We start from the raw sequence: 19,847 nt of genomic DNA on the forward strand, positions 1-19,847 counted from the left end.
TAAACGAATTGTATGCGTAAAATTTGTATTTTTTTACTGTTTTTGGTTTGCAGTAATGTTTTGCATGCGCAAGTAAATCCAGCGGTTAAAGATACAACGAAAACCCAATTCTCTGTTGGGAAAGTTGAGTTAGATAATCCACCAAGTATACTTTCTGCTTACAGATATGATCCTATTACAGATCGATATATCTACACTAAATCCGTTGATGGATTTTCAATCAATTACCCTATTATTTTAACGCCTCAAGAGTACGAAGATTTAGTTTTGAAAGAATCCAGAAGAGATTATTTTAGAAAAAAATCAGATGCAATTGATGGTAAAAAACTAGGAAGCGAAGCTGCTAAAAAAGATTTATTGCCTCGATATTATATCAATTCAAGTCTTTTTGAAAGTATTTTTGGTAGTAATACAATCGATGTAAAGCCCACAGGATCAGTAGAGATGGATTTGGGTGTTCGCTATACTAAACAAGATAATCCTTCTTTTTCTCCAAGAAACAGATCAAGCCTTACTTTTGATTTTGATCAGCGAATCAGTATGAGTTTAATGGGTAAAGTAGGAACCAGATTAGAGGTTAACGCCAATTATGATACCCAGTCTACATTTGCATTCCAGAATTTATTTAAACTTGCCTATACTCCTTCAGAAGATGATATTGTTCAAAAAGTTGAAGTAGGTAATGTGAGCATGCCATTAAACAGTACCCTTATTCGAGGTGCTCAAAGTTTGTTTGGAGTCAAGACGCAATTGCAATTTGGTAAGACAACCGTAACCGGAGTTTTCTCAGAACAGAAATCACAAACAAAGAGTATAGTTGCAGAAGGTGGCGGGACAGTTCAAAACTTTGATTTATATGCTTTGGACTATGATAATGACAGACACTTTTTCTTATCTCAATATTTCAGAAACAAATACGATGCTTCGCTAAAAAATTACCCCTTTATTGATAGCCGTGTTCAAATTACAAGATTAGAAGTTTGGGTAACCAATAAGCAAAATCGTGTAAGTACAAATAATAACAATTTACGTAATATTATTGCACTTCAGGATTTAGGTGAGGCTCAAATTACAGGCGTTCCTGATAATCAGGTTGTCGTGATAAGTTCTACTGCGGGATTTTTTAATAACGGTATTGATACACCTACAGATAATAACAATAATAAATACGATCCGGCAACAATAGGTCAGGCAGGTTCTTATTTAAACTCAAACATTAGAGAAATTGTAACAGCAAAGTCTGGATTCAATAATGCAAACACCAGCGAAGGAACAGATTACTCTGTACTTGAAAACGCCAGAAAATTAACTACAAACGAATATACTTTCAATGCACAATTAGGATATTTTTCATTGCAGCAGCGTTTAGCAAATGATGAGGTTCTGGCCGTAGCGTTTGAATATACTGTGGGAGGTAAAGTGTATCAGGTAGGAGAGTTTGGTAGTGATGGAGTTGATGCCACTGTAGTTACAGGAAACAATAATGCAAATCAGGCTATTATTACACAAAGTTTAGTATTAAAAATGCTGAAAAGCAATTTGACAAATGTTCAAAATCCGGTTTGGAACCTGATGATGAAAAACGTTTATCAAATTCCGCAGGCATATCAAATTAAACAAGACGATTTTAGATTAAATATACTTTATACAGATCCTTCGCCTATAAATTATATTTCACCTGTTCAGGGAACTACTTTTCCTGCGAATGCAACTGCAGACAATAAAGTAGATCAGACACCATTGTTAAATGTATTTAACCTTGACCGGTTAAACTATAATAATGATCCGCAAACCGGTGGAGATGGTTTCTTTGATTATATTCCCGGAGTTACGGTAGATGTTCAAAACGGACGAATTATTTTCACCACAAAAGAACCTTTTGGGGAACTTTTATTTAGAAAATTACAAAATACAGGATCAGGTGAAAACTATGATGATCCAAATTCATACAATGCCAATCAGCAAAAATATGTGTTTAGAAACATGTATCGCAACACACAATCCGGAGCGTTGCAGGATAGTGATAAAAATAAATTCTTATTAAGAGGAAAATATAAATCATCCGGAAGTAACGGTATTCCAATTGGTGCTTTCAACGTTCCTCAAGGTTCTGTTGTGGTTATGGCAGCCGGAAGAAGATTAGTTGAAGGAATTGATTACAGTGTCGATTATCAATTAGGACGAGTTCAAATTCTGGATCCTTCACTTCAGGCATCAAATACGCCAATTGAAGTTTCATTGGAAAACAATTCCATCTTCGGACAACAAACCCGTAGATTTATGGGATTCAATGTTGAACATAAAATTTCAGATAATTTTGTAATTGGTGGAACTTTCTTAAAGATGACAGAGAAACCATTTACTCAAAAATCGAGTTATGGACAGGAATCTGTAAATAATACTATTTTTGGATTTAATGGAAATTACTCAACCGAAGTTCCGTTTTTTACCAGATTAGTAAACAAATTACCTAACATTGATACTGATGTTCCCTCGAATCTTTCAATTCGTGGAGAAGTTGCATTTTTGAGACCTGACGCACCAAAAGCAACTGATTTTGAAGGTGAAGCAACTATTTATGTTGATGATTTTGAAGGCTCGCAATCAACAATCGATATGCGATCAGCTTATGCCTGGAGTTTAGCCTCTACGCCATTTGTAAATTCTATAAATGACAATAGTTTTAATGCCAATTCAAATACATTAGAATATGGTTTTAAACGTGCAAAATTAGCATGGTATACAATTGATCCTGTTTTTTATTCCTCAAAACCATCCGGAATTTCAAATGATGATTTGTCATTAAATACAACAAGACGTATTTACAGTAAAGAACTTTATCCTAATACAGATATTGCCCAGGGTCAAATACAGGTTATAAATACATTAGATTTAAGTTATTATCCATCAGACAGAGGACCATATAATAACAATCCAAATTTCAGTACAATTCCGGCAGCCACTAATTATGGTGGAATTATGCGTGCTTTAAATTCAACTAATTTTGAGCAGGGAAATGTCGAATATATTCAGTTTTGGGTTATGGATCCTTATGTTGGAAATGCAGAAGCACCAACCAGTAATACAGGAAAGATATATTTCAATTTAGGTGAAATTTCTGAAGACGTTTTAAAAGACGGAAGAAAGCAATACGAAAACGGACTAGGACCAGGTCAGATTATGGTAAATCCGCAGCCATTGTGGGGAGATGTTCCGGCATCACAATCGTTAATTTATGCCTTTGATACAAACGCTGAAAATCGTAAAAATCAGGATGTAGGATTAGATGGTTTGCCAGACTCCAGAGAAGGATCGGTATATACTAATTATGCAGGAGAAGCAGACCCTGCAGGGGACAACTACACGTATTATTTAAATACTGACGGTGGAGTTCTGGAACGTTATAAAAATTATAATGGAGTTGAAGGAAACTCTGCAGTAAGTATTGATGATCCCAATCGTGGATCAACAACTTTACCGGATGTTGAGGATATTAATCGTGACAACACAATGAACACGATTAATGCTTATTATGAATATAGCATTGATGTAAAGCCGGGAATGCAGGTAGGACAAAATTTTATTACAGATATCCGGGAGGTTACTAATGTCGATTTACCAAACGGATCAACTACAACAGCAAGATGGATTCAGTTTAAAATTCCGGTTTCGCAGCCACAAAATACAATTGGTAACATTACAGATTTTAGATCTATTCGATTCATGCGTATGTTTATGACTGGTTTTAGCAACCAGATGACAGTTCGTTTTGGAGCTTTAGATTTAGTAAGAGGAGAATGGAGAAGATATACAGGAACACTTGATGCAAATGATCAGACTCCGGATGATGACGGAACCGAGTTTGATGTTGCGGCAGTTAACATTCAGGAAAACGGTACAAAGTGTCCGGTAAATTATGTAGTTCCTCCAGGAGTTCAAAGAGAGCAATTATACAACAACAATACAATCATTAATCAAAATGAGCAAGCATTAGCACTGCGTATTGGTGGTGCAGGTTTACAATATCAGGATTCAAGAGCAGTATTTAAAAACGTAAGTGTAGATATGCGTCAGTATAAAAAACTTAAAATGTTTTTACACGCTGAATCTTTACCTAATGAAAGCACATTGTTAGATGACGAAATGATAGGTTTTATCCGTTTTGGAAATGACTTTACACAAAACTTTTATCAAGTTGAAATTCCGTTAAAAGTAACCAGAACAGGAGGAAGTTGTACCCTAAGTTCAGAACAGGTTTGGCTTGAAGATAATAATATTGATCTGGCGCTTGAGTTATTGACAAAAATGAAAATTAAAGCCATGAGTATTGATATCAATTCCAACAAGCGCGACATCAACGGGATTTACTATCCGGATGATGATTTAAGTGAAGGTGGAGGAGATGGTGATGGTAAATTGAGATTAGGGATAAAAGGAAATCCTAACTTTGGTTTGGTCAGAAATTTAATGGTTGGTTTAAAAAGCAGGGCAGATCATAAAGACATTAAAGGAGAGGTTTGGTTCAATGAGCTTCGTTTAGCCGACATGGAGAATAAAGGCGGTATGGCGGCAATATTAAATATTGACACCAATATGGCAGATTTTGCTACCGTTTCGGCAACAGGTAAAAAGAGCACAATAGGTTTTGGATCTTTGGAGCAAGGTGCAAACGAAAGAGACCGTGAAGATCTTCAGCAATATAACATTGTTACAAATCTTAATTTAGGTAAATTATTGCCTCCAAAATGGGGAATCAATCTGCCATTTAATTATGCTATTGGAGAAGAAGTTATTACGCCGGAATACGATCCTTTTAATCAGGATATAAAACTGGATCAGTTAATAAGAGAAACTACAGATCCGGCAGAAAAAGAAAATATCAGAACTCGTGCTATTGATTACACAAAAAGAAGAAGCATCAATTTTATTGGAGTAAGAAAAGACAGAGCACCTGAGCAGAAACCACACATTTACGATGTTGAGAATTTAACATTGTCACAATCGTATAATGAAGTAGAACGTCATGATTATGAAGTTGCGGATTATGTAGATGAGCAATCCAATACGGCAGTAAATTATGCGTACACTTTTCAGCCAAAAGAAGTGGTGCCTTTCAAGCAAAACAAATTCATGAAAAAAAGTGAATATTGGAAACTGTTAAGTGATTTCAATTTTAATTACTTACCGTCTAATATCTCTTTTAATACAAATATTATACGACAAAGTAACCGTCAGCAATATAGAGAAGTAGAAGTTCAGGGAATTGGACTTGATCCTTTATACAGACGAAATTTTGCCTTTAATTACCAATATGGTTTTGGCTATAATTTGACAAAATCATTGAAATTAAATTATACTGCGGCATCCAATAATATAGTTAGAAACTTCCTGAATGATGATAATACGCCAAAACAGGATTTTAATATCTGGGATGATTATTTAGACATTGGAACACCAAATCAACACGTACAGCAATTAGTGTTGAATTATGATATTCCGATCAATAAAATACCGGTTTTTAGTTTTGTAAAAGCGTCCTATTCGTATACGGCAGATTATAACTGGCAGCGTTCATCAACTGCATTTTCTGAATATATTGATCCAAATGGAAACCAATTTGATTTAGGAAATACAATTCAGAATGCGAATTCTAATACATTGACAACGACTTTTACCATGAACACGCTGTACAAATATTTAGGATTAACTCCTGGATCAAAAGCAGCAGCAAAACCTAAACCAACGGCGGCACCAAAACCAGGAGAAAAAATCGTTAATACAGCAAAACCGGCAACAAGCAGTAGTCCGTTTTATGATGGCATGATAGGTCTTTTAACCAGTGTAAAAAACATTCAGGTTAATTATACTAAAAACAGCGGAACAGTACTACCGGGATATACACCAAGTGTAGGTTTCTTAGGATCTTCAAGACCAAGTTTAGGATTCGTATTTGGAAGCCAGGATGATGTTCGTTATGAAGCAGCAAAAAGAGGCTGGTTAACAGATTATCAGGATTTCAATCAGAGTTTTACTCAGGTAACAAATAAGCTTTTGAAAATTACAGCAAATATTGATTTATTGCCGGACTTAAAAGTAGATCTTTCAATGGATCGCTCTTATTCTGAAAATTCTTCAGAGCAATATAGTGTTGTAGATGGACAATATACGCCATTATCACCGTACACTTACGGAATGTTCTCGATCTCAACAGTATTGATTAAAACAGCTTTCTCTACAAGTAGTGAAACTGAATCAGCTGCATTTGATGATTTCAGGACTAACCGTTTAGTAATTGCAGATCGTCTGGCGGCTGATCGTTATGGGGCAGGAGCGGCGATCCCGAGATATGGAGATGCAAACAATCCAATTCCGGCAGAAACAGATCCTAGTTATAAAATATATGTTGCCAATCAGGGATATCCAATAGGATTTACAAAAAGTAATCAGGCGGTTTTATTACCGGCATTTTTAGCCGCGTATTCAGGAAGTGATGCTTCAGGAAGTTCAACCGATATTTTTAAAAGTTTTCCTATTCCTAACTGGAGTATAAAATACAACGGATTGATGCGTTATAAATATTTTAAAGATAAATTTAAACGTTTCTCATTACAGCACAATTACAGAGCATCCTATACGATAAACCAGTTTAGGTCTAATTTTGATTATCAGGAAACGCCAAATGGGCAAGATGTCAATACCAATTTCTATAACAAAACAATCATGTCAAATGTCAATTTGGTAGAACAGTTTAGTCCGCTAATGCGAGTAGATTTTGAGTTGAAAAGTTCCTTAAGAATCCTTACCGAAATCAAAAAAGACAGAGCATTATCAATGAGTTTTGATAATAATTTATTGACCGAAGTAAAAGGTATGGAATATATCGTAGGTATGGGATATCGTTTTAAAGATGTTATTTTTTCATCAAGATTAGCAGATAGCCCAACAGGAATTATAAAAAGTGATATCAATATTAAAGCCGATTTTTCTCTTAGAAAAAATGAAACTTTAGTACGATATTTAGATTATGACAACAATCAATTAGCGGCAGGACAAAATATATGGTCATTAAAACTAACTGCTGATTATTCGTTTAGTAAAAACCTTACGGCAATATTCTATTACGATCACTCGTTCTCAAAAGCGGTAATTTCGACCTCTTTTCCCTTAACGAACATCAGATCAGGATTTACACTGCGCTATAATTTCGGAAATTAATTTTCTTGGATTCTAAACAAGATTTCATTAGAAGATTATTACATTTGTGGCTTAATTATTAAATTATCAATTTTCAAACATAGTATTATGAGCATACCAGCAAATTTAAAGTACACAAAAGATCACGAATGGGTTAGCATCGAAGGAGATGTTGCAACTGTAGGAATTACTCATTTTGCACAAAAAGAGTTAGGGGATATTGTGTATGTTGAAGTAGAAACTTTAGATCAGACACTTGATAAAGATGAGGTTTTTGGAACGGTTGAAGCCGTTAAAACAGTATCTGATTTGTTTTTGCCTTTAACAGGAGAAATAATTGCTTTTAATGAAAGTTTGGAAAGCGCACCGGAAACAGTAAATTCTGATCCTTACGGAGCTGGATGGATGATTAAAATAAAAATTTCAGATGCATCAGAAATTGATTCATTGTTATCTGACGAAGCTTACAAACAACTTATCGGTGCCTAAACAATTCCTGCTGCTTTGGGCGATGATATGCTCGGGTATTATTACTTATTTTTGTTTGACCGATTCAAGTAATATTCCCGCTGTAAATTTCCCAAGCATAGATAAAATTGTACATTTTTGTTTTCATTTTGGATTTACAATTTCATGGATTTTGTTCTTCAAAAAAGAACTAAAGGGGAAAGCACCTGATGATTATAAAGCCTATTTGATTTCGTTTATATTTTCTGTTTTTTTTGGAATCACAATCGAAATTTTACAAAGCGTTTTTACAACCACAAGGGCTGCTGATGTGACGGATGTTTTAGCTAATGCACTTGGAGCTACTATTGGGGTTTTTACGGCAATAGTTTTTAAAAAGCAAATCGATAAAATATAAAAATATAAAGACCCACTTCGGTGGGTTTTTTGTTGCCAAAAAATCAAGCTTTAAAAAGTGTATTTTTTTCTGAATATAAAATGTATTTTTGTCGCAATTCTATATAATTATGAATGTTAAGCAATATTTAGATTCCACTTACTTAAAAACTGCTTCGCAAGCCCAACTTTCGGAAGCAGAAAATAATGATGTAGTAAAAAGCGCCATTGAAGAAGCTATTCTTGAAAGCTTCAAGCTCATTATGATTCGGCCCGAGCATGTTGCTTTGGCTAAAGAAATGATTGTGAAAGCAAATTCAACTTTGCTTATTGGTACCGTTATCGATTTTCCTGAAGGCAAGGCAAGTTTAGAAACCAAGATTAAAGAAGCTAACAAAGCAATTGAATACGGAGCAGATGATCTGGATTTTGTTTGTAATTATGAAGCTTTTAAAAATGGAGATCTTGCTTTAGTAAAACAGGAAATTTTAATAGGAACACAAATTGGTCTTGCAAACAATAAAACAGTAAAGTGGATTATAGAAGTTGCGGCTTTAAGTGATAAAGAAATTATTCAGCTTTCGGCATTGATCAAAAATGTTGTAATATCAAATTTTAAAGAAGAAGAATATACTTCTGTTTTTGTAAAATCATCAACTGGTTTTTATGAAACCCGAAACGATTTACCAAACGGAGCAACCATTCCCACCATTATAATGATGTTAGAAAATGCATCGCCTTTATCAGTAAAAGCTGCCGGAGGAGTTAGATCATATAAAGATGCTGTAGAAATGATTCGTTTAGGCGTTAAGCGCATCGGAACTTCGGCTGCAAAAGCAATTGCAAATGGAGAAAATACCACAAACCAATATTAAATGAAAACCAAAATTTACATGAATAAGATTTTTCTATCTTTTATTCTGACACTTTCTGCCGTATTTGCCTTTTCGCAAGAAAATAATAATTCATCGATTAAACCTGCTTTTACATCAGAGCAATTTCCTGTTTTTCCAAATTGTGAAAACTTGCAATCAAAAAAGCTTGAAGATTGTTTTTATAAAGAAGTACAGGATTTCGTGTTTAGTAATTTTGAGATTCCGCAAAATTTAAAGCAATCAAATTATAAAGGAGAAGTAAAAGTACTTTTTGAAGTCGATGCAAACGGAGAGTTTAAAGTGATTTATGTAAATGCCGTAAATGATGAATTGTCTGAAGAGGCAAAACGTGTTTTTGGAAAATTTCCTAAAATAAAACCGTCAACTTATAATGGAAAGCCAACGTACTCAAAATATACTATTTCAATAAATATTCCATTAAAAAGTGCTGATCAAATTGCAGCAGAAGCTTTGGCTGCAGCAGAAATTTTGAAACCGGAACAAAAGCCAATGACAGAATTAGATAGTATTGTATATAAAAAATACAATAATCCTGAATTTGAAAGTCATTTAAATATTCCATTTTCACACAGTTATTATGCTCAATTTGACGGAGCGATGAATCAGGTAGGAACTAATAATCATACGGCTTCAAAACCATATACTTATGCCGAGGTTTCAAAATATTATAATTTAAATGAAGTAAACCACTCGTTGAAAAAAAATGTTTCGACCTGGTTAGGAAGAAAATTCTGGAATGAAAATCTGGTTCAGATTCAAGGAGAAGATTATTGGCTGGCATTAAATCCTATTCTTGATTTGCAAATGGGTAAAGCCTCAGATCTTGACGCTTCATATACCTACGTAAACACGCGTGCTTTGAATTTTAGAGGAGGATTAGGAAAACAAATCAATTTTACAACTACAGTTTTTGAAAGTCAGGGAAGATTTGCGGGCTATTATAATGATTATGCTGAAACCTTAAAACCTTCAGGTGGAAATCCGGCGATTATTCCGGGAATGGGAATTGCAAAAAGATTTAAAACAGATGCTTACGATTTTCCTTTGGCAGAAGCTAACATTACGTATGCGCCAAGTAAGATTTTTGATTTTCAATTAGGTTACGGAAGAAATTTTATTGGTGACGGATATCGTTCTTTGCTTGAAAGTGACGGTGCAAGTCCTTATCCTTATTTTAAAATTAATACTACTTTTTGGAAAATAAAATACACCAACACTTATATGTGGCTTAAGGATGTCCGTCCTGATGTTACTTTGGATAAAACATACGCTACAAAATTCATGGCGAACCATTATTTAAGTTGGAATGTTTCGAACAAATTGAATTTAGGATTTTTTGAATCAGTAGTCTGGACAGATACAAACAATAGAGGTTTTGATGTTAATTTCGTAAATCCGATTATTTTTTATCGTTCTGTAGAGTTTTCTTCGTCGTCCAGAAGTGGAAACGCACTTTTAGGAATGTCGTCTAAATACAAATGGAACAACAATGTTAATTTATATGCTCAGTTTTTGCTGGATGAATTTTCAATAAGTGATATGGGAGCGGGCGAGAATAGCTGGAAAAATAAATTTGGATATCAGCTTGGAGCAAAATACTTTAATGCTTTTAAAATCAAAGATTTATTGTTGCAGGTAGAGTATAATCATGTGCGTCCATATGTGTATTCGCATAGTGCTATTATTACCAATTACGGGCATAATAATCAAAGTATAGGACATCAGTGGGGTGGGAATTTTGAAGAACTTGTTGCAATTGGACGTTATCACAAAGGACGTTATTATGCTGATGCCAAATTTACAATTGGTAAACGTGGTTTAGACTTTGATACCGCTGAAGACAGCTATAACTACGGAGGAAATATTTATAAAAGTTACGACGTAGATCGCCCTTATGATACAGGTGTAAAAGTAGGACAGGGAAATAAAACCAATATTTTTATCGCAGATATTCAGGGAGGTTATTTGATCAACCCAATGACGAATTTGAAATTTTTTGGAAGTTTTTTATATAGAAATTTTGATCCGACACAGGAAACTGCTACGACATTTAAACAAAGTACAACCTGGTTCACCATCGGATTGCGCTCAGATATTTTCAATTGGTATTTTGATTACTAGGATTTTTAATAAGATTTTTCGAAATAATAGTGTTAAAGATTGGCAAGTCCTTATTTTATAAAGGTTGTATTGAAAAAAATCTAATTTTATAGGTCAGTATTCTACAATCTAATTTGTACATTTGCACCACTCAAAAAAAACATACAAATAATTACCGTATTGAACGCTACTAAAAATACATTTTCAATAAAATCAATATTTACCGATTTCAAAGAGATTACAAAAGCTGGTTTAGCGATCAGTGTATTGTTTTCTTCCATTGCCGGTTATTTATTGGGTGTTAATGCTGATCATCCTTTTAAGTGGAGTGTTTTAGTTGTTTTGATGATTGGAGGATATTGTATGGTTGGAGCTTCAAATGCTTTTAATCAGGTAATTGAAAAAGATATCGATTTATTGATGGATCGAACTAAAAATCGTCCGGTTCCTTCAGGGCGAATGTCTCCCAAAATGGCTTTGTTTGTAGCAAGTTTGCTAACTATTATTGGTATTACATTGTTGTATACAATCAATGCAAAATCAGCAATGTTTGCTGCAGTGTCAATATTTTTATACACAAGCGTATATACACCTTTAAAAACAGTAACTTCGTTATCGGTTTTTGTTGGTGCTTTTCCCGGAGCAATTCCATTCATGTTAGGTTGGGTTGCGGCAACAGGAGAATTTGGTATTGAAGCAGGAACGCTTTTTTTAATTCAGTTTTTCTGGCAGTTTCCTCATTTTTGGTCCATTGGATGGTTTTTATATGAAGATTATGCGAAGGCTGGAATATTTATGCTTCCAACCGGAAAAAAAGACAGAAAAACCGCTTTGCAGGTAATTTTATATACAATTTGGCTTATTATAGCATCATTGCTTCCTTCTTTAGGGTTTACGGGACAATTGTTCATTACGCCAATTGCAGCAATAATAGTGTTCTTATTAGGTTTATGGATGTTGTTTTACGCGGTACGTTTGTATCAGTTAAGAACAGCAAAAGCGGCGAGAACATTAATGCTGGTAAGTGTTTCGTATATTTCGTTACTGCAAATAGTATTTATAGTAGATAAATTTTTAAGATAGTTATGGAAATGACGTTAACAAAAACAGACTCAACAAGTGAGGAGCAAGTAAGAAAATCAAAATCGGCAAAACTGATTTTGTTGTTCGCAATGGTAAGTATGACCATGATGTTTGCCGGACTTACAAGTGCGTTTGTTGTAAGTAAATCAAGAGCAGATTGGTTGAAGAATTTCGAATTACCAACCGCTTTTTATTACAGTACAATAGTAATTGTAGGTTGCAGCGTTACTTTTTTTCTGGCAAAAAAAGGCATTCAAAAAGACAATAGAAGCGCAACTACGGCATTACTTTTAGGAACATTAGCATTAGGGATTTTATTTGTGGTTTTACAGTTTGCAGGTTTTGGGCAAATTGTAGAAAGCGGTTATTATTTTACAGGAGAAGGTAGTTCAATTACTACAACTTTTTTGTATGTTGTTACCGTTACACACTTATTACACCTGGCTGGAGGTTTGATTTCACTTTTAATTATAATTTATAATCATTTTAAACAAAAATACAATTCGACTCAAACTCTTGGTATAGAACTAGGTGCGATGTATTGGCACTTTTTGGATTTATTATGGGTATATTTATTTTTATTTTTATATTTCTTTAAATAAGAAAAAAACGTAAATTTGGGAACTTTTTAACGAATATCTTTTATGGAAGCGACAGTTACTACTGCAAACAACGACGAAAAAACTTGGGGAGGCGGCGATATCCAGCCATTAGGCGCAAGTTATGGTAAAATGATGATGTGGTTTTTTATCGTATCAGATGCTTTAACCTTCTCTGGATTCCTGGCGGCTTATGGTTTTTCCAGATTTAAATTTATTGAAACATGGCCTTTGGCTGATGAAGTGTTTACTCACTTCCCATTTATGCATGGTGTTTCGGCTCCAATGTACTATGTAGCCTTAATGACTTTTATTTTGATTTTCTCCTCTGTAACAATGGTTTTGGCTGTTGATGCAGGTCACCAATTGAAAAAAACAAAAGTTGCAATTTATATGTTCTTAACAATTATTGGAGGTTTTATTTTCGTGGGTTCTCAAGCCTGGGAATGGAAAAACTTCATTAAAGGTGAATATGGAGCAGTTGAAACAGTAGGTGGAAGCTTATTACAGTTTGTTGATAAAGATGGTAAAAGAGTAGCTCTTGAAGAGTTTGCTGTAAAATTACCGGAACAAAGACAAGCGCTTACAAGAGCTGACGGTAAATGGTTTATGGAAAGTGCTGAGTCAACTCCAACTTATTCAGTTGCTGAAATTCAGGCTGGTTTTAAAGCGCATCCGGAATTGTTGATCAGAACAGAGCATCTTACAGCAGAAAAGAAAAAAACAATTTTGTCAAGAGCAGAATCTGAAACTCGTTTGGGTACTGCAAAATATGTAGTAGAAGGTGCAAACCTTGTAAGAAACGAATACGGAAGTAAATTATTTGCTGATTTCTTTTTCTTTATTACAGGTTTCCACGGATTCCACGTATTTTCTGGAGTTATCATTAACATCATTATTTTCTTTAATGTGTTATTAGGAACTTATGAAAAAAGAAGAAGCTACGAAATGGTAGAGAAAGTTGGTTTATACTGGCACTTTGTCGATTTAGTTTGGGTATTTGTATTTACAGTTTTCTACTTAGTTTAATTTTAGATTTTAATTATTATGTCACACGAACACGTATCAAATACAAAAAGAATCTGGTTTGTTTTTGCATTATTATCAGCAGTAACGACAGTAGAAGTTATACTTGGTATTATTAAACCGGGAGTATTAGAGTTTAATCATTTTTTAGGTTTGAATTTGTTAAACTGGATATTTTATATCCTGACAATATTCAAAGCGTATTATATAGTATGGGCATTTATGCACATGGAAGGTGAAAAAAGCAGCCTTAGATGGTCAGTTGTTTCACCGGTTATTTTCCTGGTTTTATATTTATTGTTTATTCTGTTGACAGAAGGACATTATATTTATGGGGTTTTTAAAGATTCTACTATTAAATGGAATTTTTAACATGATATTAATTCGAAAAGAGGCTCCGTTTAACGGAGCTTTTTTTATTTTTGTACCTCAATAACTTCCGTTAATACAATGAAAAAAAATATAGTTCTCTTTGTTCTTTTTGTTTTGCCAATTGTAGCCTATTTGTTTTTTGCTTCAGGTGTAAATAGTTTTACTAAACTTCCCACAATCACTCCTAAAATTGCCGACTTTGGTAACTGGAAATCCCTTAAAGGAGAAAAAGTAACCTTAAATAATAAAATAACAATTCTTGGTTTTTCAGGAACTGAGATTTTAAAAAACAGAGGAAACTTTTTTAATCTGAACGAAAAAATTTACCAGCGTTACAATGGCTTTAAAGATTTACAATTTGTAGTGATTTGTCCGTTAGGAACTGAACAAGACGCCGAGAAAATCGAAGAGTCATTAGGTGCTTTTACAGATGTTTCAGGATGGCATTTTGTGTTTGCTTCTCCGGAAGAAATTAAAGTGTTTTATGATCAATTGCATTTAAAGGGAAAATTAGATCAGGATCTCGGAACTCCGAATGTTTATATCGTCGATAAAGAACGAAATTTAAGAGGACGAAAAGATAAAGAGGAATACAAGGAAGGTTATAACACTTTTCATCCTTCTGAGCTGAGCAACGAAATGCTTGATGATTTTAAAATCATTTTATATGAATATCGTGCAGCTCTAAAAAAGAACCACAACGCAACAAAAGAACTTTAATCTTTATATCATGTTTAAAAATAAATCATATATCGGAATTTCGTTTATTATCTTAATCTTCGGAATTTATGCTGTGCCTAAAATTGTAGACAGAATTTCGAATGGAGAAGTTGTAAAAGGAAACCGTTTAGATAATGTAGGTTTGAAAACATCAAAGTCTGATGGAAAACTAATAACAATTGGTCCGGCTCCAAAATTTGAATTAACGAATCAGGATAATATTAAAGTTTCAAATGATACGTATAAAGGAAAAGTATATGTTTTAGAATTTTTCTTTACAACATGTCCTTCAATTTGTCCTAAGATGAATTTAAGCATGTTAGAGATCGAGAAAACTTTTTTTGGAAATCCAAATTTCGGAATCGTTTCCATTACGATTGATCCAAAACATGATACGCCACAAGTTTTAAAAGATCATGCTAAGTTATTAGGAGTAAAATCATCTAACTGGAATTTTTTAACGGGCGACAAAGCTACAATCATGGATTTGTCAAATAAAGGATTCAATTTATATGCAGGAGAAAATGAAAAAGTAAGCGGAGGTTTTGAACATTCAGGTTTGTTTGCCTTAATTGATAAAGACGGAAATATTCGTTGCAGAAAAGATGAATTTGGGAATCCAAACATCTATTATGACGGATTAGATAAAAAAGGTGTCAGAGATATTCAGGAAGATATTAAAATATTATTAGCAGAATAAAAATGGAAGATCATTCATTAGAAAAAAAGTATAATAAACTTATTATAGCAGTTTCAATTATAATACCAGTTGCAGTAGGTGTTTTATTTGTAATTAAATTAAAAGATTTCGGTATCAATGTTGAACCTCTTTCATTTTTACCTCCCATATATGCTACAACGAATGGTTTAACAGCAATTGCATTGATTTTAGGAGTTATTGCTATTAAAAACGGAAAACAAAAACTTCATGAACGTTTAATGACTTCGGCAATTGCTTTGTCCCTGGCTTTTTTAGTGATGTATGTTGCGTATCATATGACAGCTGATTCTACTAAATTTGGAGATTTAAATCATGACGGAATTGTAGATGCTGTCGAAAAAGCTAAAATTGGCGCTGTAAGATATTTGTATGTTTTTATTTTGCTTACACATATTGTTTTATCAGTTGTTATTATTCCGTTTGTATTAGTTACCTATGTCAGGGCTCTTGCAAAACGTTTCGATAAACATAGAAAAATAGCCAGAATAACATTCCCGCTTTGGTTGTACGTTGCGGTTACAGGTGTAATAGTTTATTTAATGATTTCTCCTTATTATGCTTAAATTAAGAAATAGAATGAAGAATACAGAAGATAAAATGGAAAGTAAAGAGTGTAGAATGAAGAATAGAAATAGGAATGTGGGTACAACTTTTCAAACAAAGTTGATCTATATTCTTGCTGCTATTTTCTTTTCTCTTGCGGCAAACGCTCAATGTGCAATGTGTCGGGCTGCACTTGCCGGAGATTCGAATGTAAAAAAAGCAGAAGCGGTAAATAACGGAATTGTTTATTTAATGGTAATTCCTTATTTACTTGTAGCTATAATTGGCGTTCTGATTTACAGAATGTACCAATCTAAAAAGAAAAAAGCAGAATAATTTTATTCTGCTTTTTTTTGTTCATTTTTCAAATAATATTTCGCTTTTTCTTTAAAGAGATCGATGTTTTTGGAAGGAATTTTTATTGGTAAATAAAGTATTTCTTTAGCTATCTCCCTTGCTTTTTGTTGCTGATTTGTTTTTAGATATAAGTTAAATAAATCCATTCTGGCATCAAATCTAAAGGGTTCTGCATTTTTATTGTAGATATAGATTCTCTCAGCTTCATCATACTTACCCATTCTTTCAAATGTCGTTGCTAAGTTTTTTCCCAAACTCGGTTTTCCTGATTGTTTAAAACCATTCGTCAAATATTTAAGTCCTTCTTCCCGGTTATGGTTTTTTAGAAAAATTATTCCTGTCACAAAAAGTTGCTCACCATTTGCATCAATTTTTGAGGCGTAATTTTCTGTTTTTTTGAGACCGGAAATTTCTTCTTCATCATAAATTTTTTTCAATTTATATTCTGCGTTTGATCTTGAAACAATAATAGTCGAGAATATAACCAGGAATATAACGGCAATAATTTTAAATAAAATATTTTGTTTAAAAGATACAACTGGCTTCATTTCTGTTTCATTAATGATACCAACAGTAAAAATACAGCCCAAAACTACAAATAAAGGTACAGGTAAAATTGTGTTTGTAAATGCAAAAATAATGATGCACAGCAGTGTTGAACTAAATGTTTCAGGGGTATTACTATTCTTTGCCTTATTTAACAGCATTATAATAAAAACACTAAAGACAATAATCCATATTACTCCTAATTCAAAACCTAATTCCAGAAAATCATTATTAGCACTGTAAATATAACCTGCGTTTCGAGTTTCTTCCCACGATCTTTCAACAGCAAAATAATCTGCCTTTGCTAAATTATATTGCAGAGAAAATGAATCAAAACCATAACCTGCTAAAGGCCTGTTTTTAAGCTGCGATAATGATTGTTTTGTAATAAATAGTCTTCCCGAAGCTGATTCAGATTTAGAGCTAGTGGGATTCCATATTATAGCAAGTAAAATACTCAGAATAATAAAAATAAATGCAGTTGTTTTAAAAGAGAAGAGTTTTTTATTTCTTTTCCTGAAACGAACCATGTTAAACAGGATAACAACAATTAATGCAATATAGGCTCCTCTGCATTCTGATAAATACAAGCCATAACCCAAAATAATAAAGCATATAAAAAATAAGATTTTACCAAGCTTCGATTTGTTTTCTTTAATTAATTCAGTCAAACTTACAATACCAATAGCAAGAAAGAGCGCTAAATGGTTGGGTGAATAAAACAATCCTGTGATTTTAAAATCCGGATTGGTAGACGATAATAGTTGAATTTTTTGAAGAATAGCTATTGCTGCATTTAGTGTAGCGGCGAGACATAGCAGATAAAATATTTTTTTTGATATTTCTAAAATGATGCCTTTTGTATATAAAGATCGTCTTAAAATTATGTAGAGTAACAAATAACCTATAATATACCAGACTTTTAAATTAAAAACTTTTGCATTTGATAAATACATAAAGTTCCATAACCCAATACAAAATAAGAGTAGTACACAGACATCAAATCTATTTAATATCCATTTTTTATTACTGTCGTTAAACAAAAAAACAGCACTTCCTGTCACGACTACAAATAGCCAATAAAGATACTTTCCATTCAAAAAAGGAATACTACTTAGGCTGCTCCTTATCATTAGTGACAGCAACAAAAGGTATAGAAAAATAATAAGTTGCTTTTTTTTCATCGTTATAGTATCAATTAAACCGGCATATTGCACAATTTGTAAATTTAACTATTTTTAATTTCTTTTCTTACATTTTAATTCTATTATTGTACTTTAATACTTACTATTTTAACATGAACGTCTATTTGATATTTTTTACTTTGGTGTGTTCCGTTTCGTTTTCGCAATCGATTGCGGATCAAAAATTGTTGAAAAGCAATTTAGAAAATTCGTTGTTTAAACATTATGAATATGAAATTGAAAAGAAAGAAGCCGCTAAGTTTTTAATAGATAATTTACAAATTCATTATAGTGAGAATTATGATTGGGTTGATGAACAAAATAGAAAAATTGATTTTAATGAACTGGATTATCCAGATTTGAAAGTAGCTTCAATAGCTTTTCAAAATCTAAAAGACAGCATCAGGCTTACACCAAAAACATACAGAATAAATGATATTAATGTCATTACACCGGAATTTCTAATTAAAAACATTGATTTAGCTTTTGACGCCTGGAAAAATAATCCTTGGTCAAATTCCTATGATTTTAAAACCTTTTGCGAATACATTCTTCCCTACAGGAGTTTAACAGAACCATTGGAAGACTGGCGAAGTGAATATTTAGAACTTGTTGCGCAGGCAGGATTGAAGGTAAAAAACGTAAACCAGCCTGTTGATGTTGCGACTCAAACTATCTTGGAACTTAAAAATTTCAGATTTTTAGATAGCCGTCCAGATCCAATTCCTTATTTAAGTCCAAAACAATTACTTTTTAGAAGAGAAGGCGCTTGTAATGATTTGGCAAATTTATCATTACTTGCCTGCAGGTCAATGGGGCTTGCAGTAACATTTGATTTTACACCAGAATACGGAGCCTCTTCAAAAAGACATTTTTGGGATACCGTTATAGATGAAAATGGCAAACACATTCCTTTTAACGGTAATTGCTTTGGAAATCCCCAAGGACTTCCTTATGCCTATAATGCAACCGGGAAACGACTGGCAAAAGTGTATAGGAAAACTTTTTCGATTCAACAAAATTCGCTTGCAGTAACAAAAGATACCATATTGATTCCCGATGGATTTCTAAGAGAAAAAAATATTCTAGACGTAACCGAAGAATATGTTACAACGGGTAAAATTAGTTATCCAATAAATCCGGAAAGTAAAAATACAACAGCTTATTTAAATGTTTTCAATCTTGCAAAATGGAGAGTAATCGATTGGGGACAGAAAAAAAGTAATAGGATCGAATTTCAAAATTTAGGTTGCAATATAGTATATCTGCCAGGTTTTTACGATCCCGTGTCAAAAAAGATGGATTATGCAAAATATCCCGTACTCCTGAATAGTAATGCAAAGCAGCAAATACTAAACCCAAATTATAATAAGACTTTTTCATATAACCTGACAAGGGACAAAAACAAAAAAGGACCAGGACTTGATTTCAATTCGTTTGAAGTGTTTGAAAATGAAATATTCACGCTTTATGTATGGGATAGTGGTTGGAAAAAGATAGAAGATGCCGGAGCAGAAAAAGATTTTATAAAGTTTTCCAGAATCCCTGACAATGGACTATTTCTAGTACTCTGCACTAAAAGTAATGGCTACGAACGCATTTTTAGAATTAATAGTGATACAAAACAAGTAGAGTGGTATTAAAACAACAGCTAAAAAAAAAT

General features: G+C 33.2%; 15 protein-coding genes. 14 read left to right on the top strand and 1 reads right to left on the bottom strand.

Annotated elements, in window-relative coordinates:
• Positions 1-12: 12 nt before the first annotated feature.
• From sprA to ACHRVX_RS11275, 13 genes are all read left to right on the top strand, one after another.
• The gene (sprA, locus tag ACHRVX_RS11215) at positions 13-7,215 is read left to right on the top strand and encodes a cell surface protein SprA (RefSeq protein ID WP_395332192.1); all 7,203 of its coding nucleotides are present in this window, start codon (positions 13-15) and stop codon (positions 7,213-7,215) included.
• Positions 7,216-7,302: 87 nt separating this feature from the next.
• Complete coding sequence (gene gcvH, locus ACHRVX_RS11220; protein ID WP_041517696.1) at positions 7,303-7,683, top strand: glycine cleavage system protein GcvH; 381 nt, start codon at positions 7,303-7,305, stop codon at positions 7,681-7,683.
• A complete protein-coding gene (locus tag ACHRVX_RS11225) occupies positions 7,676-8,059 on the top strand; it encodes a VanZ family protein (protein ID WP_213295365.1) in 384 nt (127 codons plus the stop codon). Before gcvH ends, ACHRVX_RS11225 begins: the two co-directional genes overlap by 8 nt.
• A 109-nt stretch (positions 8,060-8,168) precedes the next feature.
• A complete protein-coding gene (gene deoC, locus ACHRVX_RS11230) occupies positions 8,169-8,912 on the top strand; it encodes a deoxyribose-phosphate aldolase (RefSeq protein WP_395332195.1) in 744 nt (247 codons plus the stop codon).
• A gap of 18 nt (positions 8,913-8,930) precedes the next feature.
• Positions 8,931-11,054, top strand: a complete 2,124-nt coding sequence (locus ACHRVX_RS11235; RefSeq protein WP_395332888.1) for an energy transducer TonB — start codon at positions 8,931-8,933, stop codon at positions 11,052-11,054.
• 159 nt (positions 11,055-11,213) lie between these two features.
• Positions 11,214-12,116, top strand: a complete 903-nt coding sequence (gene cyoE, locus ACHRVX_RS11240; RefSeq protein ID WP_395332197.1) for a heme o synthase — start codon at positions 11,214-11,216, stop codon at positions 12,114-12,116.
• A gap of 2 nt (positions 12,117-12,118) precedes the next feature.
• Positions 12,119-12,718 (top strand): heme-copper oxidase subunit III, encoded by a 600-nt coding sequence (locus ACHRVX_RS11245; RefSeq protein WP_395332199.1) that lies wholly within the window; start codon positions 12,119-12,121, stop codon positions 12,716-12,718.
• 42 nt (positions 12,719-12,760) lie between these two features.
• Complete coding sequence (locus ACHRVX_RS11250; protein ID WP_395332201.1) at positions 12,761-13,744, top strand: cytochrome c oxidase subunit 3; 984 nt, start codon at positions 12,761-12,763, stop codon at positions 13,742-13,744.
• Positions 13,745-13,762: 18 nt separating this feature from the next.
• Complete coding sequence (locus ACHRVX_RS11255; protein WP_154340739.1) at positions 13,763-14,113, top strand: cytochrome C oxidase subunit IV family protein; 351 nt, start codon at positions 13,763-13,765, stop codon at positions 14,111-14,113.
• A 78-nt stretch (positions 14,114-14,191) separates the two neighbouring features.
• Complete coding sequence (locus tag ACHRVX_RS11260; RefSeq protein ID WP_395332203.1) at positions 14,192-14,833, top strand: hypothetical protein; 642 nt, start codon at positions 14,192-14,194, stop codon at positions 14,831-14,833.
• Positions 14,834-14,843: 10 nt separating this feature from the next.
• Entirely contained in the window at positions 14,844-15,533 is a 690-nt protein-coding gene (locus ACHRVX_RS11265; protein ID WP_395332205.1) for an SCO family protein, read from the top strand.
• A gap of 2 nt (positions 15,534-15,535) precedes the next feature.
• Complete coding sequence (locus tag ACHRVX_RS11270) at positions 15,536-16,117, top strand: DUF420 domain-containing protein (RefSeq protein ID WP_395332207.1); 582 nt, start codon at positions 15,536-15,538, stop codon at positions 16,115-16,117.
• A gap of 13 nt (positions 16,118-16,130) precedes the next feature.
• Positions 16,131-16,433: a hypothetical protein gene (locus ACHRVX_RS11275; RefSeq protein WP_395332209.1), complete on the top strand. Its 303-nt coding sequence runs from the start codon at positions 16,131-16,133 to the stop codon at positions 16,431-16,433.
• A gap of 2 nt (positions 16,434-16,435) precedes the next feature.
• Here the strand turns inward: ACHRVX_RS11275 and ACHRVX_RS11280 are convergent, their stop codons facing one another.
• Positions 16,436-18,184 carry an O-antigen ligase family protein gene (locus ACHRVX_RS11280; RefSeq protein ID WP_395332211.1) on the bottom strand — a complete coding sequence of 583 codons (1,749 nt, stop codon included), beginning with the start codon at positions 18,182-18,184 and terminating at the stop codon, positions 16,436-16,438.
• A 188-nt stretch (positions 18,185-18,372) separates the two neighbouring features.
• Here ACHRVX_RS11280 and ACHRVX_RS11285 point away from each other — a divergent pair, with 188 nt between their 5' ends.
• Entirely contained in the window at positions 18,373-19,827 is a 1,455-nt protein-coding gene (locus tag ACHRVX_RS11285) for a transglutaminase-like domain-containing protein (protein WP_395332213.1), read from the top strand.
• The last annotated feature ends 20 nt before the right edge of the window (positions 19,828-19,847 follow it).

The sequence above is a fragment of the Flavobacterium sp. FlaQc-47 genome (genome assembly GCF_044006475.1).
Classification (GTDB): domain Bacteria; phylum Bacteroidota; class Bacteroidia; order Flavobacteriales; family Flavobacteriaceae; genus Flavobacterium.